Annotated in this window: 28 protein-coding genes; 7 read left to right on the top strand and 21 right to left on the bottom strand. The window is 61.6% G+C overall.

Features of this window, described 5'->3' with window-relative positions; all coding sequences use genetic code 11:
- Positions 1 to 41: 41 nt before the first annotated feature.
- A complete protein-coding gene (locus tag GTW23_RS16985) occupies positions 42 to 938 on the bottom strand; it encodes a PhzF family phenazine biosynthesis protein (RefSeq protein WP_252916646.1) in 897 nt (298 codons plus the stop codon).
- Between the two features lie 199 nt (positions 939 to 1137).
- On the opposite strand from GTW23_RS16985, the gene GTW23_RS16980 reads away from it, so the two are divergent.
- On the top strand, positions 1138 to 1566 hold the full coding sequence (locus GTW23_RS16980) for a SufE family protein (protein WP_152009369.1): 429 nt from the start codon (positions 1138 to 1140) through the stop codon (positions 1564 to 1566).
- Here the strand turns inward: GTW23_RS16980 and GTW23_RS16975 are convergent.
- The 10 genes from GTW23_RS16975 to GTW23_RS16930 all read right to left on the bottom strand — a co-directional run bounded on the left by GTW23_RS16975 (position 1529) and on the right by GTW23_RS16930 (position 9938).
- Entirely contained in the window at positions 1529 to 2365 is an 837-nt protein-coding gene (locus GTW23_RS16975; RefSeq protein WP_252916645.1) for a DUF6456 domain-containing protein, read from the bottom strand. The genes GTW23_RS16980 and GTW23_RS16975 overlap by 38 nt on opposite strands.
- Positions 2352 to 2942, bottom strand: coding sequence for a helix-turn-helix domain-containing protein (locus tag GTW23_RS23525; protein ID WP_324288438.1), 591 nt, complete (start codon positions 2940 to 2942; stop codon positions 2352 to 2354). The genes GTW23_RS16975 and GTW23_RS23525 overlap by 14 nt, the downstream gene beginning before the upstream one ends.
- 357 nt (positions 2943 to 3299) lie before the next feature.
- Positions 3300 to 3722, bottom strand: a complete 423-nt coding sequence (locus tag GTW23_RS16965; protein WP_152009372.1) for a Ros/MucR family transcriptional regulator — start codon at positions 3720 to 3722, stop codon at positions 3300 to 3302.
- Positions 3723 to 3981: 259 nt separating this feature from the next.
- Positions 3982 to 4323 (bottom strand): monovalent cation/H(+) antiporter subunit G, encoded by a 342-nt coding sequence (gene mnhG, locus GTW23_RS16960; protein WP_152009373.1) that lies wholly within the window; start codon positions 4321 to 4323, stop codon positions 3982 to 3984.
- Positions 4320 to 4715, bottom strand: a complete 396-nt coding sequence (locus GTW23_RS16955) for a cation:proton antiporter (RefSeq protein ID WP_152009374.1) — start codon at positions 4713 to 4715, stop codon at positions 4320 to 4322. Before GTW23_RS16955 ends, mnhG begins: the two co-directional genes overlap by 4 nt.
- Positions 4715 to 5188, bottom strand: coding sequence for a Na+/H+ antiporter subunit E (locus tag GTW23_RS16950; RefSeq protein ID WP_152009375.1), 474 nt, complete (start codon positions 5186 to 5188; stop codon positions 4715 to 4717). Before GTW23_RS16950 ends, GTW23_RS16955 begins: the two co-directional genes overlap by 1 nt.
- Positions 5185 to 6756, bottom strand: coding sequence for a Na+/H+ antiporter subunit D (locus GTW23_RS16945; RefSeq protein WP_152009376.1), 1572 nt, complete (start codon positions 6754 to 6756; stop codon positions 5185 to 5187). The genes GTW23_RS16950 and GTW23_RS16945 overlap by 4 nt, the downstream gene beginning before the upstream one ends.
- Positions 6757 to 6769: 13 nt before the next feature.
- Positions 6770 to 7147: a Na+/H+ antiporter subunit C gene (locus GTW23_RS16940; RefSeq protein ID WP_152009377.1), complete on the bottom strand. Its 378-nt coding sequence runs from the start codon at positions 7145 to 7147 to the stop codon at positions 6770 to 6772.
- Complete coding sequence (locus tag GTW23_RS16935; protein WP_152009378.1) at positions 7147 to 7566, bottom strand: Na(+)/H(+) antiporter subunit B; 420 nt, start codon at positions 7564 to 7566, stop codon at positions 7147 to 7149. Before GTW23_RS16935 ends, GTW23_RS16940 begins: the two co-directional genes overlap by 1 nt.
- Complete coding sequence (locus GTW23_RS16930; RefSeq protein WP_252916644.1) at positions 7566 to 9938, bottom strand: putative monovalent cation/H+ antiporter subunit A; 2373 nt, start codon at positions 9936 to 9938, stop codon at positions 7566 to 7568. The genes GTW23_RS16935 and GTW23_RS16930 overlap by 1 nt, the downstream gene beginning before the upstream one ends.
- A 386-nt stretch (positions 9939 to 10324) precedes the next feature.
- On the opposite strand from GTW23_RS16930, the gene GTW23_RS16925 reads away from it, so the two are divergent.
- Together GTW23_RS16925 and GTW23_RS16920 are read left to right on the top strand one after the other, a co-directional pair.
- Positions 10325 to 11587, top strand: coding sequence for an aminotransferase-like domain-containing protein (locus GTW23_RS16925; protein ID WP_252916643.1), 1263 nt, complete (start codon positions 10325 to 10327; stop codon positions 11585 to 11587).
- Positions 11588 to 11625: 38 nt separating this feature from the next.
- Positions 11626 to 11937, top strand: coding sequence for a DUF1272 domain-containing protein (locus GTW23_RS16920; RefSeq protein WP_252916642.1), 312 nt, complete (start codon positions 11626 to 11628; stop codon positions 11935 to 11937).
- 10 nt (positions 11938 to 11947) lie between these two features.
- Here GTW23_RS16920 and GTW23_RS16915 read toward each other — a convergent pair whose 3' ends face one another.
- The 4 genes from GTW23_RS16915 to GTW23_RS16900 form a co-directional block, all read right to left on the bottom strand.
- Positions 11948 to 13153 (bottom strand): acyltransferase family protein, encoded by a 1206-nt coding sequence (locus GTW23_RS16915; RefSeq protein WP_252916641.1) that lies wholly within the window; start codon positions 13151 to 13153, stop codon positions 11948 to 11950.
- A gap of 144 nt (positions 13154 to 13297) precedes the next feature.
- Positions 13298 to 14443, bottom strand: coding sequence for a GGDEF domain-containing protein (locus GTW23_RS16910; protein WP_252916640.1), 1146 nt, complete (start codon positions 14441 to 14443; stop codon positions 13298 to 13300).
- Between the two features lie 159 nt (positions 14444 to 14602).
- Entirely contained in the window at positions 14603 to 15622 is a 1020-nt protein-coding gene (gene ilvC, locus GTW23_RS16905; RefSeq protein ID WP_152009382.1) for a ketol-acid reductoisomerase, read from the bottom strand.
- A gap of 81 nt (positions 15623 to 15703) precedes the next feature.
- On the bottom strand, positions 15704 to 16324 hold the full coding sequence (locus GTW23_RS16900) for a TetR/AcrR family transcriptional regulator C-terminal domain-containing protein (protein ID WP_252916976.1): 621 nt from the start codon (positions 16322 to 16324) through the stop codon (positions 15704 to 15706).
- A gap of 261 nt (positions 16325 to 16585) precedes the next feature.
- Between GTW23_RS16900 and GTW23_RS16895 the strand changes: the two genes are divergently transcribed.
- Positions 16586 to 17389, top strand: coding sequence for a lipid II flippase Amj family protein (locus tag GTW23_RS16895; protein WP_252916639.1), 804 nt, complete (start codon positions 16586 to 16588; stop codon positions 17387 to 17389).
- A 51-nt stretch (positions 17390 to 17440) separates the two neighbouring features.
- Here the strand turns inward: GTW23_RS16895 and GTW23_RS16890 are convergent, their stop codons facing one another.
- The 3 genes from GTW23_RS16890 to GTW23_RS16880 all read right to left on the bottom strand — a co-directional run bounded on the left by GTW23_RS16890 (position 17441) and on the right by GTW23_RS16880 (position 19206).
- Positions 17441 to 17851, bottom strand: a complete 411-nt coding sequence (locus GTW23_RS16890; RefSeq protein WP_252916638.1) for a DUF2721 domain-containing protein — start codon at positions 17849 to 17851, stop codon at positions 17441 to 17443.
- A 47-nt stretch (positions 17852 to 17898) separates the two neighbouring features.
- The gene (locus GTW23_RS16885; protein ID WP_252916637.1) at positions 17899 to 18516 is read right to left on the bottom strand and encodes a MarC family protein; all 618 of its coding nucleotides are present in this window, start codon (positions 18514 to 18516) and stop codon (positions 17899 to 17901) included.
- 195 nt (positions 18517 to 18711) lie between these two features.
- Entirely contained in the window at positions 18712 to 19206 is a 495-nt protein-coding gene (locus GTW23_RS16880) for a hypothetical protein (RefSeq protein WP_252916636.1), read from the bottom strand.
- A gap of 247 nt (positions 19207 to 19453) precedes the next feature.
- Between GTW23_RS16880 and GTW23_RS16875 the strand changes: the two genes are divergently transcribed.
- The gene (locus GTW23_RS16875) at positions 19454 to 20461 is read left to right on the top strand and encodes a L,D-transpeptidase (protein WP_252916635.1); all 1008 of its coding nucleotides are present in this window, start codon (positions 19454 to 19456) and stop codon (positions 20459 to 20461) included.
- A gap of 7 nt (positions 20462 to 20468) precedes the next feature.
- On the opposite strand, the gene GTW23_RS16870 is transcribed toward GTW23_RS16875, so the two are convergent.
- On the bottom strand, positions 20469 to 20834 hold the full coding sequence (locus GTW23_RS16870) for a winged helix-turn-helix transcriptional regulator (RefSeq protein WP_152011564.1): 366 nt from the start codon (positions 20832 to 20834) through the stop codon (positions 20469 to 20471).
- Positions 20835 to 21016: 182 nt separating this feature from the next.
- Between GTW23_RS16870 and GTW23_RS16865 the strand changes: the two genes are divergently transcribed.
- Positions 21017 to 21904: an SDR family oxidoreductase gene (locus GTW23_RS16865; RefSeq protein ID WP_252916634.1), complete on the top strand. Its 888-nt coding sequence runs from the start codon at positions 21017 to 21019 to the stop codon at positions 21902 to 21904.
- Positions 21905 to 22596: 692 nt separating this feature from the next.
- Here the strand turns inward: GTW23_RS16865 and GTW23_RS16860 are convergent.
- Together GTW23_RS16860 and GTW23_RS16855 are read right to left on the bottom strand one after the other, a co-directional pair.
- Positions 22597 to 23340, bottom strand: a complete 744-nt coding sequence (locus GTW23_RS16860; protein ID WP_252916633.1) for a pyridoxine 5'-phosphate synthase — start codon at positions 23338 to 23340, stop codon at positions 22597 to 22599.
- A gap of 207 nt (positions 23341 to 23547) precedes the next feature.
- On the bottom strand, positions 23548 to 23823 hold the full coding sequence (locus GTW23_RS16855; protein WP_252916632.1) for a hypothetical protein: 276 nt from the start codon (positions 23821 to 23823) through the stop codon (positions 23548 to 23550).
- Positions 23824 to 24093: 270 nt separating this feature from the next.
- Here GTW23_RS16855 and GTW23_RS16850 point away from each other — a divergent pair, with 270 nt between their 5' ends.
- Positions 24094 to 25479 (top strand): diguanylate cyclase, encoded by a 1386-nt coding sequence (locus tag GTW23_RS16850; RefSeq protein ID WP_252916631.1) that lies wholly within the window; start codon positions 24094 to 24096, stop codon positions 25477 to 25479.
- The last annotated feature ends 66 nt before the right edge of the window (positions 25480 to 25545 follow it).

The following is a 25545-nucleotide window of genomic DNA, read 5'->3' as shown; positions in this document are numbered from 1 at the left end:
CGTTTCTTTTTTCCGGTACCTTAGCGGAACGCGCAACAGCTTCAGACTTCGATCTCGCCTGAGAGAACCGGCACACAGGCACCGCAAATGCTCACACGGGCATTGGCCACATCAACCTCGACGGCAATCAGGCTCGGGCGTCCCATGTCAACGCCCTGCGCCACCCTGAAACGAACCGGCGTGACGGCGCTCCCGCCGATCCCGGCGATCAGCGCACAGGCGGCACCGGTGGCGCTTCCCGTTGCCGGATCTTCGGGAACGCCATCCCAGGGCGCAAACATGCGCGCCGTCAGATCGACTTCGCCATCAGCGGCTTCAATCTCACGGCAATAAAGATAGATCGCGTCGGCGCCCTCGGCCGGCAGGATCTGCGATATTGCGGCGATATCCGGTCTTGCAGCCCGCAGCGCCGCGCGGCTGGCAATCTCGACCACGAGAAAAGGAAGACCGATGGACGCGATCAGCGGCTGGTGATGCCCGGTCGCGATATCGGCAACGTCCAGTGACAGGCAGGCGGCAAGCTGAAGGCCAGTGAAGCGCGATCCCGTCGAAAGCGACTGCGGCGCGGTCAGGCGGACCTCTTCGACCTCCCCACCGCTCCAGCGCAGCGAAACCGGAACCAACCCGGCCTCCTCCTCGAAGACGAAGCTTTCGGACCGCGCACCGTCGCGCTGCAGGCTTGCCAGCACATGGCCGGTCCCGACATTCGGGTGCCCGGCAAAGGGAACCTCCGTCGCCGGGGTGAATATCCGCACCCGCGCGGTGTTTCCGGGATCGTGCGGGCGCAGGACGAACGCGGTCTCGGAATAGTTGAATTCCCGCGCGATCGCCTGCATCTGCGCGGTCTCAAGTCCGTCGGCATCGAGAATAACGGCAAGCTGGTTTCCGCCGAAGCGGCGGGTGGTGAAGACATCGACTGTCCGGAACGCGTATCTCAAGGTTCATCCGCCTCATCTGCTCAGGCAGAAGCTCTAGCCCGTCGGCCCGATCCCGCGCAACCGGGGCGCGGTTGGAAACGGCCGGGTATCCGCCGGCGCCCGTTTCCAGGAGTGTCAGTTCCCGAGGATTTCACGGCGGGATGGGGTGCATAAACGCTCAAATCCGCCTATATGACTGGCAAGTCACAGGAAAAACCCAATGTCCAAGCTTCAGACCATCATCGACGATTTCGAGTATCTTGACGACTGGGAAGACCGCTACCGCTATGTCATCGAGATCGGCAAGGCGCTTCCGGAGATGCCTGTGTCGGACCAGACAGACGAGAACAAGGTCAAGGGCTGCGCCAGCCAGGTCTGGCTGGTTGCCGAGACCGAACCGGGTGAGCCCGGCGATCCGGTGATGGTCTACCGGGGCGATTCGGACGCCCATATCGTGCGCGGGCTCGTCGCCATCGTTCTGGCCGCAACCTCGGGCAAGAAGGCGTCTGAAGTCGAAGAGCTCGATGAAGGGGCGCTGATGACACAGCTGGGCCTCGGGGAACATCTCTCGACACAACGCGCCAACGGGCTGCGCTCGATGGTGCTGCGGATCAAGGCGCATGCGGCGGCGGCACGGGCGGCCGGCTGAACCTGCGCCGTGGGCCGGCATAATGACGGGCCAGCGCCGCAAGGGCGGTGCGCAGCATCAGCTTGGCTGATCGTGCCGGCCATTGCCGTTCCCGCTCGACCACGGCCAGGCCCTTGAGAAAACAGCAGACATCAAGCAGCACGCCGGAGAGTTCCGGCCCGACCGCGTCCATGGCCGCTTCCACCCGCAACCGCGCAGACAGCGCCGCCTCGCCGAGCTCGGCAGCTCCATCGGTTGCCCCCGATCGCCGCCCGTAGCGCACCGGTTCCCAACTCTGGCCAAGCGACGGCTGCATCTGTCCGCGGGTGAAATCGGCCCTGAGCCGCTCACCTGCCTCGACCTGCGATGGTTCGAGAAACAATCCGCCGTCCCTGCCCTTGATCCGTGCCAGTGCCGCAAGCGGGGATTCATTGCCATTGATGGTGATCGACCCATGCTCCGGGTCGGAGGCCGTCGCGAGCCGTCGGTGCTGATCCTGAAATGCCGTCTGCGGATCGGCAAGCCAGCGCCTGAGTGCAGCAAGGCCTTCGGGGGTTGCCGCGTAGGCCTGCTCTTCCCCGGGCAAGGAAGTCCGGGACGAAGCGGCCGCGATCAACCCGTGTCCGAGTGCCGCCCTGAGCAGGCGCGGATCGACCTTGCGCCTGGCGCCGTCATCCCGGATCAGCTCCAGCTTGACGGACGAGGCGCTCGCTGCCCGCTGCGGGTTCTCCGCTTGATCCACGAGCGCCGGGCCACGGGCAAGATAACCGATCAAGCCTGCGAGTGAGTTGCGCAGCCGCATAAGATCAGAGCTCTGCATCATCATGCTCCAGCGGGGCGAAGACGGCCTTGATGCAGCGCTCGCATTGCTCGACGAACCGGTCGTAGCCAGCGTCATCGCGACGGTCCTCGACCACGGCGCAGGCGTGCATGACGGTGGTCCGGTCGCGACCGAAGGCGGTGGCAATCGTCTGGTAAGGCACGGAGAGCACGACGTGGCTCAGATACATGGCAATCTGGCGCATGTGGCACCTCGGCCTGCGGCGGGCGGCGCCTTCGGGCAGGTCACGCTCGCAGGCCTGGGCGAAGAGTTGCGCAACCAGCCGCCAGGTGACGCGGCAGCGCTGTATGTCGAGGATCGCGGAGCGGCACGCAGCCCTGCCCTGCCGGCCCCGGGGGTCGACACCCGGATGCGGTGCATCCGCCGATTCCGCTGCCGCGTCGGCTCGATCGGCAATTCGGGCACCGCCGGCGACGGCCGCAAGCGCAAGCACGGTCCCGTCGTCGGGCAACGGATCGCTCAACGCCTGCGCCAATGGCAAGCCTGCTTCCGGCACGGTCCCGGTGATATGAGTTGCTGATCTGCGGGGTGCCTTGTCCTGGCGCTTCAATGTCATGACGAAAATCTCCATTATAGGAATATTTTCTTACATGATATGCAGATCATGGGGACGTGCAGCCACCCATCGACCACACCCTAGCGTTGATTCTACGTTGTTTTTGTTGCTTTAGACCCGGATTTGGAGGAATTTTTTCCTCACACCTTTTCTACCTTCCGGCAGCCCGCCCCTTGCGGGGTTCGATGCCGCCGGCATTTGGCCGATGCCAGCGAGAACGAAAAAACCGCAGCCCCTGGGGCTGCGGTCTTTTCATGGTCGCCCGACGGACAAGCCGTCCTGGCGACATCTGTTCCGGCTTCCTGCCTTGACGGTCCCGGGTTGACGGGCAGGACCGGCGCGACAGACAGACGGATCTTACTTGCCGCGCTTGCGCTTCTGGCCCAGGCCCATTTCCTTTGCCAGACGTGACCGCGCCTCGGCATAGGACGGCGCGACCATCGGATAGTCCGCAGGCAGATCCCATTTTTCCCGGTACTGTTCCGGAGTGAGGCCGTAATGGGTCATCAGGTGGCGCTTGAGCGACTTGAACTTCTGCCCGTCTTCCAGGCAAATCAGATAGTCGTTCTGAATCGAGCGGCGAACCGAGACTGCCGGCTTCGGCTTCTCGGCGATCTCCTCAGTCGGCATGGTGGCGCCGCCAAGTGCCGCATGCACCTGGGAAATGACATTGGGAAGATCATTTGCAGCTACCGAGTTGTTGCTCACGTAAGCTGCGACAATTTCTGCGGTCAACTCAATGAGCAGATCCGAGCCACTGTCCTTGTTTGTTTCTGTCATAGACTGGTCCTAACTTTCTCTAACATGCAGGCTGTCTGGCTATCGGATTAAAATTGGTTACAAACAACGCAAACTCCGCAGAACATGCCGCTGCGTTGGATTTACATTGTTTTATACCTTAAACAAGTACTATTTCTTGTATATCGCTAACCGCATTAATACAATTTTACACAAATTGATAAAATTCTGTAATTAATGCGCGAGCTTGCCGATAAATTAAAGTCATGGGTTGCAATCAATATTAAACCACATTGATTTATCATTTAGCCTGATCTTTCGGCGCCATATCATCCATGACGGAAGAAGAATGGAGACGGTAGCCGACAGCATAGGAGGCCTTGGCAAGAAGATGCGACGAAACCGGCGCGGTGAGCAGGAAGAACACCACGCCGGCGAGCGCCCGCGACATGGTTCCGAAATCGGCGGCGTGGATCGCAAGCGCGATCAGCATCAGGCACGCTCCCATGGTGCCGGCCTTGGAGGCGGCATGCATGCGTGTGTAGAGATCCGGCAGGCGCACAAGGCCGACCGAAGCAACCAGGGCAAACAGCGAGCCGATGACCAGCAGCGCTGCCGATATAAGGGTGACGATCTCGTTCATTGTCCAGACCTTGTGCTGTGTTGCCGCTCACGGTTCTCGGCCCTGGACGCAGCCTTCGCCTCACGGCGGGCTGCGGCTGCCGCCTCGCGTGCTTCGGACAAAAGGTCGTCCTCGGTCTTGCCGCGCGAGAGCACGAAGCGGGCGAATGCCACGGTGGCGAGAAAACCGACCAGGCCGAGCGCAATGGCAACATCGACATAAAGCGTAAAGCCGGTCTTGATGCCGATCACCGCGATGAAGCCGATGGCGATCGCCACCAGCATGTCAAGACCGAGGATCCGGTCCGGCAGGGTCGGTCCCTTGATGATCCGGTAGATGGTGACGAAAAACGCCAGACAGAGCGTGGCGAGCGCCAGTGTCACGGCGTAATCGAGAATGATGTCCGCACTCATCAGCGAAACGCCTCCATGATCTTGCGCTCGAAGCCTTCGGCGATATCGCGCTTTGTGGCCTCGGGGTCGGATGCGTCCATGGCGTGGACATAGAGGATACGACGGTCGTCAGACACATCAATCGAGAGCGTGCCCGGTGTCAGCGTGATCAGGTTGGCAAGAATGGTGATCTCGAAGTCGCGGTCCACCTTGAGCGGATAGGCGATGATGCCGGGCTTGATATCCATGCGCGGCGACAGAACCGTCGTCGCCACCCGCCATGCCGACAGCACGAGCTCGTAGATGAACAGCAAGAACAGCGACAGCACCCGCCGGGCGCGGGAAAAATATCCCACCGAGCCGACCTGCTCGCGGATCAGCGAAAGCGCAAAGATCGCCAGCACGAATCCGAAGGCGAAATTGAGGAACGAGAACGATCCGCTGACCGCCGTCCACACCAGCGCCAGCAGCACATTGACCAGAAGCAAGCTCATTGCGGCACCTCCCCGGGGAACACCGACAGCACGTAGGCCGATGGATCAATCAGTCCGAGCGCCGCATCCTGGGCCAGCACCAGCACCGGCTCGGGCCAGAGGCCCGCACCGACGGACAGTACCACCAGACCGGCAAGAGCCGCCATTGCCCCGGCCGGCAGGGATTGCGCGGCAGCGTGTTGTTCCAGCGCACCCGCGTTGGCGGGCCGCCAGTAGGCCAGCGCCCAGATCCGCCCGACCGCAATGGTCGTCAGCAGCCCGGTCACAAGAATCGCTGCCGCCAGCCACCAGGCGCCGACGTCCAGCGAAGCCTTGACCAGCACCACCTTGGGCCAGAAACCGGAGAACGGGGGCAGACCTGAAACCGAAAGGAACAGCATCAGGGTCAGAAATGCGAGGACGGCACTGCGGGCATAAAGCCCCCCGGCGGAGGAGAGCATGAAGCTGCCACCCAGCTGTGCCGCAATGCCGATAGCGAAGTAAAGCGCCGTCATGACCACCATGGAGTGGGCAGCGTAGAAGATCGCGCCCGACAGGCCTGCCGGGCTGCCAAGCGCAAGACCAGCCATCATCACGCCGATGCCGGAGATGACCAGGAAGCCCATCGCGCGGCGAATGTCGTTTTGCGCCAGCGCGCCCATGACGCCAAGCACCATGGTCAGCGCCGCGACGATGGCGATGATGAAGGACAGTTCCTCACGCTCCACCGGAAACAGCATGCCCAGGATTCTGAGCAGCGCATAGATGCCGACCTTGGTCAGCAATCCGGCAAAAAGGGCGGAAACCACCAGCTTGGGCGTGTGGTAGGAGGCGGGGAGCCAGAAGTTGACCGGAAACGCCGCAGCCTTCATGGCAAAGGCAAGCAGGAACAGCGTCACCAGCGTCATCAGCGGCGCCGTGCCACGCAGTTCGGTCGCCTTGATCGCGATATCGGCCATGTTGAGGGTGCCGAACAGGCCATAGAGATAGCCGGTCGCAATCAGGAACAGCGTCGTGGCGATGAGATTGAGAAAGGCGTACTTGACGCCGCCATCGAGCTGCGCCCGCTCGTTGCCCAGCACCAGCAGCCCGAAGGAGGAGATCAGCAGTACCTCGAACCAGACATAGAGATTGAAGATATCGCCGGTCATGAAGGCGCCAAGCACCCCGGCCATGATCAGCAGCAGGAAGGGGTAAAAACCGTAGCGCCGGCCCGAATGGTCGACATCGCCGCGACCATAGATCCCCGCCGCAAGCGCTACCAGCGATGATGTCGCGGCGAAGAACGCCCCCATCGCATCCACCGTAAAGGAGATGCCGAAGGGCGGCAGCCAGCGTCCCATGGTCATCGATACGGTGCCATTGACGACCACATGGGCCAACAAGCCAAGTGTCATCGCACACAACACCACCAGTGCCGGAATCGCGATCAGCGGCTGCAGGTCCGTGCGCTTGCGCAGCATCAGCAGCACCGATCCGACCAGAAGGCAGAACACGACCGGTCCCGGGATCAGCCAGTCGGCTGCGGCCAGAGGCTCCATCACAAAGGCGACCGAAAGGTCTTCAAGGCCCACAGATTTTCCCGCCATTACAGCTGTCTCCTCAATAGCCCAACGGCGGGGCTGATTCATTGACGGGCTCGGCCACACGCATCTCGTCGCTGTTGTCGGTGTCCAGTTTCTGAAACGCGCGGTAACCCAGCACCAGCAGAAACGCGAAGAAGGAGAACGCGATGACGATGGCCGTGAGAACAAGAGCCTGCGGCAACGGATTGGCGGCCGAGGCCTGCAACACGTCGGAATCCGCACCGATGATCGGCGGGACCTCGCGCGTGATCCTGCCGGCGGTGAAGATCAGCAGATTGACGCCATTGCTCAGGATCGCAGCGCCCATCAGCACACGGATGATGTGCTTGGACATGAACAGGTAGATCGCCACGGTGAACAGCGCGCCGACCAGAAGTGCAAAGAGAGGTTCCATCAGTCCCGGTCCCTTTCCTCAAGCGCCAGCGCAATCGACCCGATGGCTCCGACGACGACCAGATAGACACCGATGTCGAACACCAGCACGCTGGAGAGTGCAATTTCCACGCCGAACAATGTCGGGTAGACCCAAAGCCCGGTCATGAACGGCACACCCGCGAACACCGAAAGCACACCCGCAAGCGTTCCGACAAACAGACCGAATGCGGAAATGCCCATGGGATGGAAGTAGATCGCGCGGCGAACCGGTTCCACGCCGCAGGCAATGCCGTAAATGGCCAGAGCCGAGGCCGCGATCAGCCCGCCGATAAAGCCGCCGCCCGGCTCATTGTGGCCGCGCAGCAGCACGAAGATGGAAAACAGCACCATCAGGCTTGTCAGATAAGGCGCGATGGCGCGGAAAATCACCGTACGCATTATCGGGTCTCCTCTCGCCGGTCGGGATCATTGTCACCGATCTTGATGCCGGCATATCCGACGCTGACCCGGATCAGCGACAGCACTGCGAGACCAGTGACCATCACCACGGCAATCTCACCCAGCGTATCCGTGCCGCGGAAGTCCACCAGGATGACGTTGACCACATTGGTGCCGTGGGCAACGATCTTGGAGTAGGCGGCGAAGAAATCGCTGATATAGGGATTGAAAGGCTGCTGGGTGACCGCAAGCAGATAGAGTGCGAATCCGGTGCCGCAAACCAGGGACACGCTCATGTCGATCAACTTGTCGCGGGTGGCACGATGATCGGACGCAGACAGCTTGAGCCGCGTCATCACCAGCGCCAGGATCACCACGGCGAGCGTTTCCACCATGAACTGGGTGAAGGAAAGATCAGGTGCGCCAAACAGCATGAACAAGAGCGCCACGGCAAAGCCCTGCACGCCCAGCGAGACAATCGCCGTCAACCGGTCCCGCGCATAAATGACCGCCCCAAGACCCAGGAAGGCGATGGCAAACACCGCAAGCTCGTGGAACTGGACATCCGCGGGCCAGACCGGCATCGACGGCCATTCGCCATACCAGGCCATCGGTGCAAACAGCGCGATCGCGATCATCACGAAAGTGGCGGTCATGTAGAAATCAAGCCGGCCGGGCTGGACGATGCGGGTGACGGCGCCTGAGAGGCGAACGATGCCGGAGACAAACTGGTCAAAGCCGCGGTCAGGCCCCCATCCGATGGTCTGAAGCAGCGACGCCATGCCGGCACGCAACCGGTCGAGCATGCGGTAGGCGACGATGCCGAAGGCGATGGTGACCAGCGACAGGATCAGAGCCGGGCCCATGTGCGGGATCACCGAGATGGTCACGGTTTCGGCCTCGCCCGAAATCGCGCTTGCCATCGGCGAAGAAATGAAGCGGTGAGTAAGCGGCGAGATCAGCGCCGCCACGAGCGCGGCAACGCCCAGTGTCAGCGGTCCGAGCCAGAGCAGCACCGGACCTTCATGGGCATGTTTCGGGGTCTTGACCTCGGGGCCGAGGAATGGCTTGAGCGCGACGGCAAAGCCGATAACGAACATCAGGCCGTTGCCGACAACAGCGACGGCGACGAAAGCCAGCGACCACGGATCGGTGGCCCAGAGCGCGTAGTAGATCTCCTCCTTGGCGAGGAAACCGAGGAACGGCGGCAGGCCGGCCATCGAGATCGCGCCGGCAAGGGCCGCAATGAAGGTCACCGGCATGGCCTTGCGCAGGCCGCCAAGCCTTGTGACGTCGCGGGTTCCGGCCTCATGGTCGATGAGGCCGGCGACCATGAACAACCCGCCCTTGAACAGCGAATGCGCCACCAGATAGAGCACCGCGGCGGAAATCGCGTATTCGGAGCCGAAGCCGGTCAGCATGACCAGCAGTCCGAGCGAGGACACCGTGGTGTAGGCCAGCATCAGCTTCAGGTCTGTCTGGCGAATGGCCAGCAGCGTGCCGACGATCAGCGTGGCGCCGCCGAACACCGGCAGGATGGTCTCCCACCAGACGGTCTCGCCGAGTACCGGATTGAGCCGCATCAACAGGTAAACGCCGGCCTTGACCATGGTGGCGGAGTGCAGATAGGCCGACACCGGCGTCGGCGCTTCCATGGCGTTGGGCAGCCAGAAATGCAGCGGGAACTGCGCCGATTTGGAAAAGGCCCCGCCCAATACCAGAAACAGTGCCAGCAGGTAGAACGGGCTTGCCCGGACTTCATCGCCGTAGTTCAGGAGCAGCGAGACCTGGCTGACGCCGGTGATGTTCCAGATCACCAGGAGACCCGCGAGCAGCGCCAGACCGCCGCCGCCGGTGACCACCAGCGCCTGGATGGCGGCGCGGCGCGATGCCTCGCGGGTGTGGTCGAAACCGATCAGCAGGAACGAGGTGATCGAGGTCAGTTCCCAATAGACAAACAGCATCAGGAAGCTGTCGGAAATCACCACGCCGAGCATGGCGCCCATGAACAGCAGCATGAACGAGAAGAACCGGCCGAGCTGCTTGTGGCCCTTCAGGTAACCGCCGGAATAGAGAATGATCAGCGCGCCGATGCCAGAGATCAGAAGCGCGAAGGTGAGCGACAGACCGTCGATCAGCCAGGAAAAGCTGACATTGTAGGAGGGAACCCACTGGAACCCGCCCGTGACAATTCCGCCGTCGGCAACTTCCGCAGAAAAGCCAAGAAAATGAATGAAGATCGCCGCCGGCGCCAAGGCCAGAAGCCAGGCTGCATTGTGGCCGAGACGTCGTGTCAGCCACGGGGTTATCAAAGCCGCCAGAAACGGCAGCATCAAGACAATAAATGTCGCTCCAGGCGCGCTGGCACTCATCAATATTCCCCGGGGACGGCCCTCTGGTTTCCGCTTGGCGCGGTATTGTGCCCGTCACTTAGTCATCAGCTTCGACAAGGACAAGGCAATCCTTTGCATTATTGGTGGAAAAGCAATGGCCGCATGCCGGGATTTTGTTCCCGGCGGCAATCTAACCGATTTACCGGCAGCAAGACGGCGCGTTCCACCCACCCTCCGGGAGACCAAATCAAATTAGGTCAGTATTGTTGACATATTTTGCGATTCGTGATCATTGTTGCTTGCAGCCCGTGCCGAACGCAGTTTTGTTGCGCCCGGACCGGCCCATCGGACTGAAATGAACAAACATTGCGGCAAACGGGCTGGCGCGCAGCAGACAGCGCCGGCCGCACTCGGGAGGAACCGACATGAGCACCCAGATGCAGGCTGACGCGGGCGGCGGCACAATCGCCGGGCACGGGCTCGACTGGCCGGGACTTTTCGCCACACGTGCGGAACGGATGAAGGCGTCCGAAATCCGCGAACTCTTGAAGCTGCTCGACCAGCCTGACGTGATCTCGTTTGCCGGCGGCATTCCCGATCCGGCGCTGTTTCCGGCCGAAGCCTTTGGTGCTGCGCTGACCTCGGCTCTGACCGGGGACAGCAAGGGTGCCGCGCTGCAATACTCGGTCAGCGAGGGCTACAAGCCGCTTCGCGACTGGCTGGTCAGCCGCATGGCCTCGCTCGGGGTCGAGTGTAGCGCCGACAACATCATGATCACCTCCGGCTCGCAGCAGGCGCTCGATTATCTCGGCAAGCTGTTTCTGTCGAAAGGCGACACCGCGCTGGTCGGCTGGCCGACCTATCTCGGCGCGCTGCAGGCCTTCAACGCCTATGAACCGAAATACGACCGCCTGACGCCGCTGGGCAACCGCTCGGCTGCCGATTACCGCGAGACCGCGCAAGCCAAGGGCGGTGCGGTCAAGTTCGCCTATGCCTCGGCCGATTTCGCCAACCCCACCGGCGAGACGCTGCCCGAAAGTGCGCGCGCCGCCATTCTCGACCTGGCCGAAGCGCTCGACATCGCCGTCATCGAGGACGCCGCCTATCAGTCGCTGCGTTATGACGGTGACGAGATCCCTCCGCTGCTGGCACTCGACATTACCCGCACTGGCGGAATCGAGACCAGCCGCACGATCTATTGCGGCTCGTTCTCCAAGACGCTGGCGCCGGGCCTTCGGGTTGGCTGGGTCTGCGCCGCCTCCCCGGTGATCTCGAAGCTTGTCCTGATGAAACAGGCGGCCGATTTGCATTCGGCGACGCTGAACCAGATGGCGATCCACCGGGTCGCGTCCGACGGCTTCGAGGCCCAGGTCAAAAAGATCAAGGCCACCTACCAGGCACGCCGCGACGCCATGCTCGCGGCCCTCGCGCGCCACATGCCCGAAGGCGTGACATGGACAAAACCCGATGGCGGCATGTTCGTCTGGGTCACCCTGCCCGAAGGCTTCGATGGCGCTTCATTGCTGGCCGAAAGCATCAAGACCGAACGCGTCGCCTTCGTCCCCGGCAAGGCCTTCTTCGCCGACGGCTCCGGCGCCAACACGATCCGGCTGTCGTTCTCCTGCGCCTCCGAGGCGATGATCGAGGAAGGCATCAAGCGGCTCGGGCGGGTGGTGCGGGGCGGCTAAGGCGAGCCCCCAATGGTGTTGTCACAGGAGGCATTGCGATGGCGCTGGAATTGAGACCGAACTGCGAATGCTGCGACAAGGATCTGCCGCCTCACGCGACGGATGCGCGAATATGTACCTATGAATGCACCTTCTGCGCCGATTGCGTGGATAACGTGCTTTTGAATGTCTGCCCCAATTGCGGCGGCGGGTTTGCGCCGCGGCCGATCCGTCCGGCAACCGAGTGGCGACCGGGACTGTCGGTCGCCAAGCGGCCTGCTTCGACCAGCCGCAGGCAGATGTCCCGTTCGATGGAGGATGCCGCGGCCTTATCGCAGCGTCTCAAGGACATACCGCCGGAAGAGCGCTAGTCGTTCCCCCTCACCCGCGCAGCGGATAGGATCTTTCCGTCGGGATGGCGCGCAGCTGGGCAGCGTTGGCGTACGCGGGCGCCGAGGCCTGCGCCTTTTTCCGCCTCGCCCCGTTGAACATCAGCATCGCAATCGCACTGCGGCTGACGGCGAGGTGGATGGCGTAGGAGATCAGGCCGGCCGAGATGGCGATAATCGCAAATTCGAGGACCGGCGGCAGGTCTACAAGCAGGAACAGCGTTGCCAGCACGTAGATCACCGGGTGGTGGAACAGGTAGATGGTGAAGGAGGCATCGACCAGTTTTCGCACCCGCGCATCGGGGCGGTTGAAATGCCGGTGCGCCAGGTTCGAGATGTAGCCGACGATCAGAAGGGCTCCAAGGATTGCCGCCATCACCTTCAGGGTGTGTTCGATCAGGTCGGCGTGCGGCACTTGCGCGAAGATCACCAGCGCCACGCCGGTCAGCGCGGCAACCGAGCCGGGCCTGAGCAGCAGGTCGTTGAGCTTGCGGCTGGAATAGACCAGTGCGCCGAAGCCGAAATAGACGACATAGAGATTGTAGTTGATCAGCGCGTTTCCGTAGTAGGGGCTTGCTGCGACCACGATTTCCTGGGCACGGGCGACGAGTTCGCAGATCGCGGCAAAGGCCGCGAGCGAGAGGATGCGGTTGTCGCCGACCCAGGCGACGAAGCCCTCCAGCCGGGCGCGTAATGTCCCGCGGCTCAGAACCTGCAGCATGGCGAGGCCGACGCAATAGGCAATCAGCACCCAGAGGAACCACAGATGCGCGATCCACGGTTCGCCGAAATGGCTGAGCTGAGCCGCGATCATGCCGGGCAGATCGGCGGCCGGCACCGTGCCCTTGATGACAAGTGCCACCTGCTGGACGCTGATCTGGAACGGCACGATCAGCAACGTTGCGAACAAAAGCGGCAGGCCGAGCCGCGTCAGCCGGCTTTTGAGCCAGGGCCAGGCGCCCTGCCGGTCGAGCAGCATCATCGAGAACAGGCCGGCGAGCAGGAAGAAGCCGGGCATGCGGAAACTGTGAAGGAAATCGGCAAGCCAGGTGAGCAACTGGCTCTTTTCGGGCGAAGCCACCGACCATTCATGGCTCAGCGAATAGATCACCGCGGCATGAAACGGAATCCCGAGCACAAGATAGAGCGCCCGGGAAAAATCCCAGTGGTGCAGGCGTTGCCTGTTCCCGGTTTCCATCGCTCTCTCCGCGTCTCCTTCTTGTTCAAATCGGCCTGATCTGTTCACAGGTTACAAACCGACTGTCCGAATCCGGTTCGGATCACCGAACGGATTTGCCTCGAAACAAGCCTATCGCCAGACGGCTCCTGCGACAGTCCACCTTCAGGCGGCTTCAGCGAGGGAGACCTGGTTGCGGCCGTTGTTCTTTGACCGGTAAAGACTGTGGTCGACAGCCTGCATCAGGCTACGACGACTCATCTTTTTTCCGGTACCATGGTAGAGACCCGCCGACACGGTCAGCCGGTAGCCGTCGCCGGCGAATTCCAACGGCATGGTCTCGACCAGATGGCGGATGCGCTCGGCAATCTTGAGGGCGCCGTCGCGGCCGACATCGGGCAGCAGCACACCGAATTCCTCTCCGCCGAGGCGTGCCAGACAATCGCCGTCCCTGATGTTTCGGCGGATCAGACCGGCGAGCGCAACAAGCGCGTCATCACCGGCGGCGTGGCCAAACTGGTCATTTATCTTCTTGAAGTAATCCAGGTCGAACTGCAGAACCCCGAAAGTGCCGCCCGGCTTCGCCGAGAGCAATTCGTCAAGCCGGCGATCGAACTCTCGGCGATTGTAGATGCCGGTGAGCGGATCGCGGCTGGCAATCTCCCTGAGCTGCCCGGCGGTGCGCTCGAAGGAAATTCCAAGCGCAAAAATGCCGGCCAGGGTGACGAAGACCAGCGAGACGACAAGATGGGTTGCAAGCACGGCATCGTCGGTTAGCCCTGCTCCCATCGCCCCGCCGAGGGAGAGACCGTGCACTGCACGGGTCGCACCTTCCGCCGCCATCAGCACGAATGCCAGCACAAGCCCATGGCGCGACATCAATCCGCCGAGGTCCTTGCCGGCATAGGTGGAGGCCGTCATCGCCGCCAGGACCATTACCATCAGGTTGGTGGCGACATAGACCAGGCTGTAACTGCCGGTGATCAAAGCCGGCACGTTGATCGCCGCGAGCGCGACGGCGGGAACCCAAAGGCGATGGAGAGGCGTTGCGTGGCCGGCAAACTGGCTGGCAGCATTCCAATGCAGTGCGAAACCAAGGACCAGCAGCAGATTGGGCAGCAGAAAGACCGAAACCAGCGGCAGGTGGGATTCCAAGGCGAAAACGCCGAGCGCCATGGCGAGCAGGAGATTTGCCGCCGACAAGGCTCGCCAATAGGCCTGGTCGTCAAACTTCCGGGCAAGACCAAGAAATGAGGCCGACAACACCACCAGAATGGTCATGTTGGCGAAGAAAAGCGTGAATGTCTCCATACTCCGACATACCCCAATGGGTTGAAACGGTCCTGCAACACGTCACAGCCTATCCCGATACGATGAGCTTCCGGTTAGCGGATTCATTCAAATGCCATCCAGAATGCAAAAAGCCCGCCGGATCGGCGGGCTTTCGTGTCGAAATGATATGATATCGGATCAGTTCTTCGACTTGTCGACGAGCGCGTTGCCCTTGATCCAGGGCATCATGCCGCGCAGCTTTTCGCCGACTTCCTCGATCTGGTGACGGTCGTTCATGCGGCGGATGCCCTTGAAGCGCGAGGCGCCAGCCTTGTATTCCTGCATCCAGTCGGAGGTGAACTTGCCGGTCTGGATGTCGTTGAGGACGCGCTTCATCTCGGCCTTGGTCTCGGCGGTGATGATGCGCGGGCCGGAAACGTACTCGCCCCACTCTGCAGTGTTGGAGATCGAGTAGTTCATGTTGGCGATGCCGCCTTCATAGATCAGGTCGACGATCAGCTTGACCTCGTGAAGACACTCGAAATAGGCCATTTCCGGCGCGTAACCGGCTTCGACCAGGGTTTCGAAACCGGCGCGGATCAGTTCGACCAGACCTCCACAGAGAACAACCTGCTCGCCGAACAGGTCGGTTTCGCACTCTTCGCGGAAGTTGGTTTCGATGATGCCGGAGCGGCCGCCGCCGACGCCGCAGGCGTAGGAAAGTGCCAGATCATGGGCGTTACCCGAAGCGTCCTGGTGGATGGCGATCAGGCACGGCACGCCGCCGCCCTTCTGGTATTCGCCGCGCACGGTGTGGCCGGGGCCCTTGGGTGCGATCATGACGACGTCGACGGAGGCCTTGGGCTCGATCAGGCCGAAATGGACATTGAGGCCGTGGGCGAATGCGATGGCTGCGCCGTCGCGGATGTTGGCTTCGATGTGATCGCGGTAGATGTCGGCCTGGAGTTCGTCCGGGGTCGCCATCATCATCAGGTCGGCCCAGCCGGCGGCTTCGGCCACGCTCATCACCTTGAAGCCATCGGCTTCGGCCTTCTTGGCGGTTGCCGAGCCTTCGCGCAGCGCCACGGCGACGTTACCGGCGCCCGAATCCTTGAGGTTGAGCGCATGCGCCCGGCCCTGCGAACCGTAGCCGATGATGGCCACCTTCTTCGACTTGATCAGATTGAGATCGGCGTCGCGATCATAATATACGCGCATGAGACACTCCCGTTGGTTCGCGTTGTCGTGTGTGGTCCGGCTGCGGGATCTGCGATCTGCCCCGCTGCCGGAAGTTCGTGTTCACCCCCGGCCATACAGCCTGAGGAATTTCGTCACCGCCTGAGCGGAGATCATGTTGATTTCGACCTGGTCCGGGTGGCTGTCCTCGCCCAGCAGCAACCGGATCTGGGTGTCGGCGACAACCAGTCCGAAGAAGCTGCGGAAGGCGTCGGTCACGTCCTCGAAGTCAAGCAGCCCGGCCGCCCTGCCCGTCTCGAGCAGCGGTTCGATGCGCCGCTTCATCGCGAAAGGCCCGTTGGTCAGAACGATTTCGCCAAGCCGGCTCTTGCCCGAACCGGCATGGCTGACGGCGGCGCGGTTGAGCGCGATCGACAGATCGCCGGTGATCACCGTGAGCCAGCTTGCGGCAAAGCCGGTCAGCGCCGCCTCGAGGCTTTGGCGCGTCAGCCGGTCCTGAGGCAGCTTCGGCATCCGCACTTTTGAGGCCTGCCAGCGCACGGTGGCGGTGAGGAGCCCGTCGCGGTCGCCGAACCATTTGTAGAGCGTCTCCTTGGAGCAGCTGGCCGCGCGCGCCACGGCGGCGACCGAAAACCCGTCGCCCTCTGCCACCATCAGCTTGAGCACCGCATCAAGCACTTCCTGCTGACGCTCCGAAGGCCCCTCGCCTTGCGACGCAACCATGGCGGCATCAGCAGCCGCTGCGGCTTTCCGTGGAGTCGTATCTGGGGCGAAGGTCAATGTCATGGCGGCGATGTACCGTACCGTACGGTACTGTGTCAACATCCGCTCCAGATAAAAGAAGACTTCCGATCCGCAGTCGGCAAGCGAGCCCCCTGTGCGAGGTTTGCACAGTCCGAAAAATCATTCGCCTTGCCGCCGCAATAAAACCAGAAACCGGTCCATAGCTCCGCTTTCGACATTCAGGTTTTGGGGACACCGGGCATGGACTATCAACTCTTCGCCATCATTCTTCTGACCTTCGTCATCCACCTGATCGGCACGCTGGCGTTCGCGTTCCGGATTGCCGGGATCAGGACCGGGCAGATCGCCATCGCGTTCTCGTTGTTCAATGCCATGGTGCTGATTTCCCGGACCTCGAACTCGTTCCAGGCGCCATTGCTGGCGAAACGCGTGGAGAGCTCGATCCTTGATGCGGCTTCCAGCCATCTGCAATCGGATTTCGCCCTGATCCTGGCTTCTGCCTCGGTGGCGACGATCCTTGGGGGCCTCCTGATCCCGACGGTCCAGCGCGTGGCCACCGGCGCCGTCGCGAGCTTCAAGCAACGGCGCAATCTTGTCCGGCTGATGCTCAACACCCTGACGCCGCGCGGAGCTGCCGTGGTGATGCAGTCGGTGGCGCTGCCGCGTTACCAGAACCTCACATCGCTGAAGGTTTCAAGCGGGTTTCCGGCAGCCTATGTGCTGATGAATTTCGCAGCCACGGCGCTTTGGACCGTGGGCGTGCTCTCGGCGATCTATGCCGGTTCGATTGATCCGGAATTCAGGGTCACCGCCAGTTCGCTATCAGCGGTCATCAATGGCGTCGCCACCATCATGATGTTCGTACTGATCGATCCTTATCTCGCAGGTCTCACCGACGACGTGGTCGAAGGCGAGGTCAGCCATTCACATTACCGGCGCGTGCTGGTGTGGATGGTGCTGAGCCGGCTTGCCGGAACCGTTTTCGCGCAGATCCTGCTGGTTCCAGGCGCGCATCTGATCGTAGCTGTCGCAAGATGGATCTAGAAACCTGGCTGTCATCTGCTGGCACCGGCTCGGAGCCTGGAGGCGATCAGTTCAGGATTTGGAAACATCACGCAGAAGCAGAATGAACCCGGCGGCGAGCAAGGCCATTGCGCCAATGAACAGGGCGGCGATGAGATTGGAGAGGTCGGGAACGAGGTAATCGCTGATAAAGATGGACACCACAACGGCGCAGATCAGAATGGCGGCCGTCACGTTGCACCTTATGGCCCACCGGATGCGGCGGATCCGGGCTGCCAGCGCGGCTGAGGCGGACTTTTCCGGACGGGGCGCAGGTCCCTCACCTTCCGGAAGCTCGCCAAGTGCGCGGATCTGATCATGGGTTTGGGACATGCGATTGAACAGGAGGGTCAACAGCGCTGCAATGGCGGTGAGCATGAAAACCGGGGCTACCGAGAGCTGGATTTCCTGGGCGATCGACAGCGTATCCGGCAAGGCTTGCATGCGGTGTTTCCTCTCAAATCAGGTTCGTTCAAATCAATTCAGATCGTTCAGGCGGGAATGATGTCGAAGATCGCGTTGATCACGGCATCCACCGCAACGGCGGCCAGTATCATCCCCATGACCCGGCTGACAATTGCCGCGCCACCCTTGCCGATGATCTTGAGAATCGGACCGGCGAGCAACATCAGAACCAGGGCGCAGGCGAGCACAGCCATCAGGATGCCAGCGGTGACAACCTGTTCCGAAATGCTGAAGCGGTTGTTGTCGGTCAACAGAACGACTGCCAGCATGGCGCCGGGCGAAGCGATCGACGGCACCGCAAGCGGGAAGATGGCGGGTGACGGGGCGTCGTCGGCTGCGGCCTCGGCGGTTTCACGCTCCGGCTTGGACTCACCGAAGATCATGGTCAGCGCAAACAGGAACAGGATGAGCCCGCCTGCGATCTGAAACGCCGGCAGGCTGATGCCGAGCGCATCGATCAGGAATTGTCCGGCCACCAGGAAAAACAGAAGCACACAAGCGGCGATGAGTGCGGCCTGGACCGCGATCCGGCGATGCGCGGCGGGATCCAGTGCTGCCGTGACAGCGACGAAAACCGGGATCGTGCCGATCGGATCGATAACCACCCAGAGTGTTACAAACTGTTCAAAAATACTGGCTGTCATTCTGCTACCCACGTTTGAGGGATTGCGGCACCGGTTCGATACGTTTCACGCCGGAAGGCTACAGTGTCCCGGCGGGCTTGCACAGCCGGTCAGGTCGGCTGCCGAGGTGACAATCATGCGAGCCGGCAACCGTCATGCAAGCCTTGGAGCCGAGCCACGGACGAGCGGAGGGGAAACTTTGTCGTTTCTGCCGTCTCACTTCGGCAAATGACAGCGGGTCATCGCCTGGCTTGCGCCGTCAACACTCAGGCGCATGGTGTTGCGGGTCGCCATGTCTACCGTGATCATGCGCTTGATCGTCTTGCGGCCAACTTCGCAGCTTGCCTCGAACTGCGAATAGGCCTGTCCCGGCGGGCCCGCGTCGAAGCTGCAGGTTTCATCCGGATGCCTGAGAGACCCGGGCGTGATCACCGCGTAACCTTCAAAAGCGGTCTGGTCCATCATCGCACAGGCATCGCCTGACACGGCCCAGACCCCGACATAGGCAAGCCGGCTCGAACTGCGGTCATGGGTGCCCGCCTCGATCGTATCCTCACGCAGGAGGCTCTGCGGCGGCGTGAGCGATTCGAAATTGGGCGGCGTTACCGACCGCGGCTTCTTGGGGCCCGATTGCGCGGAACAGCCGGCCAGCACCGCACTTAACAGTGCTGCAGATGCTGCCGCGTTGATCGTGGTGGTGAGCCGACTCATGGTTTTCCCGCAAAATTCCCCGGGGTTTTCATACCGGGCCGTGGCACAATTTCAAGCGCCGTCGTGAACACGCGGTCGAGCAAAGGGCCGGACGGGCCAGCAGCAGCGGAACGGAAGGCGCCGGCCCTTTGCCGGAGACGTTGCAGGGAGCTTCCAAAGGCCATCTTGAACTGACGGGCAAATATGCAATTATTCTAATTGAATTGCCGTGCCCAGCATTGAACGGCCACCCTGGAGATCGAAGCGGATGACACAGACAAACATGACCCGCAGGGCCGTTCTGGCGGCCGGTGGCGCCACGGCGCTGGTTGCAGCCGGACGCGGCAGTTTCGCGCAGACCGAAAAACCGGTCACCGATCTCAAGCCCGGGGAGTGGTCCTGGTATCCGGAACGGGCACTGGATGGTCCCGTGGCCGTGCTGGTGTCACTGTCTGACCAGCTCGCATTTGTCTACCGGAACGGCATCCGCATCGGGGTGTCGACGGTGTCCACCGGACGCAAGGGCTACGAGACGCCCACCGGCGTGTTCACGGTGCTGATCAAGGAAAAAATGCATCACTCCCGGGCCTACAACAACGCCGCCATGCCCGACAGCCAGTTCTTCTTCGGCGGCTGCGCGCTGCATGCGGGCGGGCTGCCCGGCTATCCAAGTTCACATGGCTGCGTGCATCTGCCGCGTGCCTTTGCCGATCTGGTCTTTGGCGTCACCCACAACGGAACCCCGGTGATCGTCACCAATGACCGCTCGGGAATCGGCAGCCTGAGCCATTCCGGGCTGGTTCTATCAAATGCGGACCTGAAGACGGTGGAAGCAATGACCACCCATGTCGCCGGAAAGAAGCTGCCGCGCGACAAGGAAGGCGAAAGGGATGACGCTATTGCGATCATCGTCAGCGGTGCCGACCGCCGCCTGATCGCGCTTCGGAACGGCTCGGAGTTCATCAATGCCGGGATCGGTATCGAGCATCCGCGGTTGCCGCTCGGCACCCATGTCTACCTGCTCAAGGGCGTCAATCCCGCAACCCATGTCTATGACTGGATGGCGATCGGTCTTGGAACCGGCGACGAGGCGGCGGTGGATGTGCAACGTGAAATCGCCGTGACGGCGCGACTGGTGATCCCGCCGGACGTCTATGCCCAGATCGCCCGCAATCTGCACCCGGGTGCGACCATGATGCTGACCGACCTGCCTGCGCATCCGGAGACCCGTTCGGCCACCGATTTCGTCATCATGCGCGACCGGACCAGCGTCTGAGCGTTGCCTAGGTTCCCGCCTCAGCGTCAAACCGCCGCCGCGCCGCATCGACGGCGGTGAAATTGTCCCCGGCCCAGACCACCAGATCGTTGAGCGGGGTGAGCATCGAGGTTCCCAGGCCGGTCAGGCCGTATTCGACGCTGGGCGGCTTGGTGGCGAAGACCTTGCGGTAGACATAGCCGTCACGCTCGAGATCGCGAAGCGTCTGGGTCAGCATGCGCTGCGAGATATCAGGCACCAGGCGGCGCAACTCGCCAAAACGGTAGGGCCGTTCGCTGAGCGCCAGCAGCAGCAACGTGCTCCACTTGCCGAATATCCCCTGCATGACCTGGCGCACAGGACAATTCTCGAGCTTGTGGTCGCCCTGCATCATCCTGATCCGGTCGGAGAACGGGATATGCGCATCCATGGTGGTTCCTTTCTGGTGCCTATCGGCAGCAAAACTGCCTTCTTTCGCGTTCCCTCCACATACCATATGTGCAGTAACTCTCAATAAGAGAGTTACTTTATTTTCGAGACATGCTGCTCGAGCTGTCTCCCACGAAAGGAAAAAACATGACTGGCAAACTTCTCGTCACCGGCGCTTCGGGACAGCTTGGCGCGGCCGTGCTGCATCACCTCATCGACAGCTACAAGGTGCCCGCCTCCACGATCGTCGCCGGCTCGCGCGACGTTGCAAAGCTCTCGGACCTGGCCTCCCGCGGCGTCGAGACCCGCGAGGTCGATTTCAACGATGCCGGCACGCTGGCAAGCGCGTTTGCCGGTGTGGACCGCGTGATCATCATCTCCACCGACGCGCTTGACGGCGAAGGCACCCGCCTGCGCCAGCACCTTGCCGCGGTGGCGGCGGCGAAATCCGCCGGCGTCGGCCGCATCTTCTACACCTCGATGCCAAATCCGGCCGAGAGCAAGGTCACCTTTGCGCCCGATCACCTGAAGACCGAGGAAGCGATCAAGACCTCCGGCCTCGCCTACACGATCTTCCGAAATGGCTGGTACATGGAGAACCTGTTCATGGCGCTGCCGGCGGCGCTTGCCAGCGGCCAGTGGTACAGCTCGGCAGGCACCGGCAAGATTGCGCATATCGCCCGCGATGACATCGCGAGGGCAATCGCGGCGGGCGTTGCAGCACCCGCTTCCGACAGCGTGACCTATACGCTGACCGGCCCGGTGGCCTACACCACCGACGAGATCGCCGCGATGGCTGCAAAGGCAACCGGCAAGCCGCTCACCGTCGTCCACCTCAATGATGAGCAACTGGCCCAGGGCATGGCCGGCGCCGGCGTTCCGGCCCCCTTTATCCCGACCTTCGTCTCCTTCGACGCCAACACGCGCGAAGGCAAGATTTCCATGGTGACCACCGACGCCGCCACGCTTTCGGGCGCTCAACCGATGCCGCTCGAAGCCTTCCTGGATGCAAGCAAGGCGGCGCTTCTCGGCTGAACCGGCGCACCGTTCCAGCCACCGTCATGGTTCTGATCTCCGGCCATGACACCGGTTTCCCTGCATCTGACAGTGATGCAGGGGGCCGGACTGTGACCGATGGGGACATCAAGAAAGAACGGAACACACTGGACGAGGCCGGAGGTTTTCGGATTCTTTGGGAACAACAAGTTAAACCTTGTTGAACACCTCATTGCACCGGCTCATTTGCCAGTCACCAATTGAATCATTTTGAACAACAATTTGATCTATTGTGCCATTGGCTCCGGATACAATCCGGACTTGACATTGAACTTCGAAAGTAGCGCCCGGGGTTGTGTTCACGTAAGCGACATTTCCGATCATGTTGACAGTAGATGAGCTCGGCGTCGAATAGGTACGAGCTCGCTCAGCCCACACATACATCGTACGGCCGTCATCAAGTTCATGCCGCGAACTCGGGGGACCATATTGAAGGAAGAAGGTGTCCGTCTTTTGCCCCACAAACTTTGAAGTGAGGGCGGTGTTCGCCTGGTCAGTGGTCGTGCACCCCGCCAAGAGAACCGCCAATATCGAAAAAAGGAAGAATCTCATGCAGGTCAATCAAACAGAATGCAGGTCATTTTACAACCAAAAGCAGCCTAACGTTTGGCGAACATTTCAACGACCATCTTCAGTTGGCGTAACGCACTGCTCATCGGCATCTAGGTGGTTCAGCCGCAGGCCCTGACAAACCGCCGGACGGTTTCGGCCATGCCGTGTTCGAGCGCATCGGCGGTCAGGCCGTGGCCGATCGAGACTTCAAGCAGGTTGGGAAGCGCGCGGGCAAGGGCCGGCATATTGTCGACCGTCAGGTCGTGGCCGGCATTGATGCCGAGCCCCAGTTCGGCGGCGATCCTGCCCGAGGCTTCGAGTTTGCCGAGCTCCACCGCCGCGCGGGCGGGATCGTCCCAGGTTCCGCCATAGGGCCCTGTGTAGAATTCCACCCGGTCAGCGCCGGTGGCGCTCGCGGCTTCCAGTGCCGCGCGGCTGGCGTCGGGATCGCAGAACAGCGAGACGCGGGCGCCGCCCTTTTTCAGCCGCTGCACCACCGAGCGCAGAAAATTGCCCTTGCCTTCGAAATCCCAGCCGTGATCCGAGGTTGCCTGCGACGGGTCGTCGGGCACAAGCGTAACCTGTTCCGGCTGATTGGCCTCAACGAGGTCGAGAAACTCCTCCGTCGGGTAGCCTTCGATGTTGAACTCGGCCTGCGGGAATTCATCGTCGATGAGCGCTCGCAACTCGGGAAGATCGGAGAAACGGATATGGCGCTGGTCGGGCCTCGGATGCACGGTCAGCCCATGGGCACCATTGGCGAGCGCGATACGCCCAAGCCCGGTGACGCTGGGCCACGGCAGATCGCGACGGTTGCGCAGCATGGCTACGGCGTTGAGATTGACGGAAAGCTGAGCGGGCATAACGGCCTCACGGACTCGGACGATTGGATGGCCGAAGGGACAGAGCCACGGCTACCGGCGTTATCTAAAGCATTGGCGGCCGAAGTGAAATGAATTTCGGGAAAGCCAGCATTCCTCGGGTGAATGAATGGCATCCAGACATGCTGCGGGATACCCGATCCGGTCCGCAGGCTGTCCATTCGGCTCGGGCGCGGCGCACCCGGCCTGTCAGTTCTTGCCGCGCCGAAGGCGCCCGGAATACTCCTGCAACTGCTCGTCATAGGATTGGATCAAACGGCGCTGGCGCTTGCGGCCGATCCTGAGCGCAGCCCAGAAGAAGACAAGCAGGAACAGCCCGATCAGGGCAAAGATCGGCCCCCCGAGATCCTTCGGATCGGACGATCCGAATGCCTGGGTGAGCAGGCGATCGAAATCAAGGGCCTGAACCGGTGTAGCCACCATGACGGCAGTCGTCATCATCGCAAGAAAAGACAGGGTGCGCATGCGGATCTTCCTTGTGCAAATCATCACGAAGCACGTTAGCCACACAGTCTTAAAAAATAGGTCACAGCGGCGAGCACCGGTTTTCCCGGACGGTCTGCGAACCGGTCGGACAGAAGCCAAGACCGCTCTTTAGGTAGTGCTTTATTAGGGGTTTTCGGCGATGATCTGATGGTTTCGGTGGCGGCGCAGCCAGGAAATGACGGTGACCTTTTCACTGATCCAGCCAACGGCGCATACTCATGAACCAAACGGGATCAGACAGGAACCTTGATGCCATTCTACCCCCTGCCCGCACAAGAAATGGAGCGTCTGGAGAAGCTGCGCAGTTATGAGATTCTGGACAGTCTTCCGGAAGAGGCGCATGTCAGGATCACCCGGCTGGCAGCAAAGACATTCAACGTCCCGATCGCGGCCATTTCGCTGATTGAAGGCGACAAGCTGTGGTTCAAGGCGCATATCGGCAATGCCTACAACGAAATCTCCAGAAAGCTCACGTTCTGCGCGCATGCGATTTGCCAGGATGAAGTGTTCGTTGTCGAAGACGCGACGAAGGATCCACGGTTTTCCGACAACCCCTATGTGACCGGCGCGCCTCATCTGCGGTTTTATGCAGGGGCACCCTTGCGGGCCAGCGGCGGGCTCAACCTGGGCACGGTGAACATCCTCGATACCAAGCCGCGCACCATTACCGACGACGAAAGGGAATCGCTCGCCGATCTCGCCGCAATGGTCATCGACAGTTTTGAAATGCGGCAATTGCTCAACCGCGCGAACGCGGCAGAACGCCGCTTCATCGACGCGATGGAATCCCTGCCCAACGGTTTCGTGCTGTATGACAAGGACGACCGGCTGGTGATCTGCAACGAGCGCTACCGCGAAATCTACGCCGAAAGCGCCAAATACATCGTCCCCGGCGCCAGCTTTGAAGAGATCATCCGCAACGGTGTCGAGAACGGGCAATACCCCGACGCGATCGGCAACGAGGAGGCATGGATCGCAGAACGCCTCGAGATGCACCAGAATCCGGGCGAGCCGATCGAGCAGCATCTGCCGGGCGACACATGGCTGAGGGTTCAGGAACGCCGCACCAGCGAAGGCGGTCTGGTCGGCTTCCGCTTCGACATCACCGAGCTCAAACGCCAGGAGCGGGAACTCATACGCCTCGCCTGGACAGACAGCCTGACCGACGCGATGAACCGGCACCGTTTCATGGATCTTGCCGGCAAGGAAATCGAGCGGACCAAACGGCGGAACGGCGAGTTGTCGCTGCTTCTTCTCGATGCGGACCACTTCAAGCAGATCAACGACAAGTACGGCCACGCGGCTGGTGACGCCATTCTGAAAGGGCTGGTGGAGCGCTGGACCCGGAGCCTCAGATCTCATGACCTGATCGGACGTATCGGTGGCGAGGAATTCTCCATTCTGCTGCCGGAAGCCAATGCCGCCAATGCGATATGCACTGCCAACCGTCTGCGCAAGGAAATCGCCGAGGTGCCATTCGCCTTTGAAGGCCAGTTGCTGCGGGTGACGGTGAGCATCGGTGTGGCCACGCTTGCTGCGGGCGAAGATCTGCCGTCTCTGATGCAGCGTGCCGACAGGGCACTCTATCGCGCCAAGGAAGCCGGACGGGACGAAGTGATCGCAAGCGCCGCGTAGCCGCCCCCTGCCCAGCCGCCAAGACACTTGGGCCGCCGCCCCGTCATACATACCCGCCTTGCCCCC

The organism is Parahoeflea alexandrii (assembly GCF_024105735.1).
Taxonomy (GTDB): Bacteria; Pseudomonadota; Alphaproteobacteria; order Rhizobiales; family Rhizobiaceae; genus Hoeflea; species Hoeflea alexandrii.
Note: the sequence above shows the minus strand (reverse complement) of the source record. Positions and strands in the feature narration are given on the sequence as shown.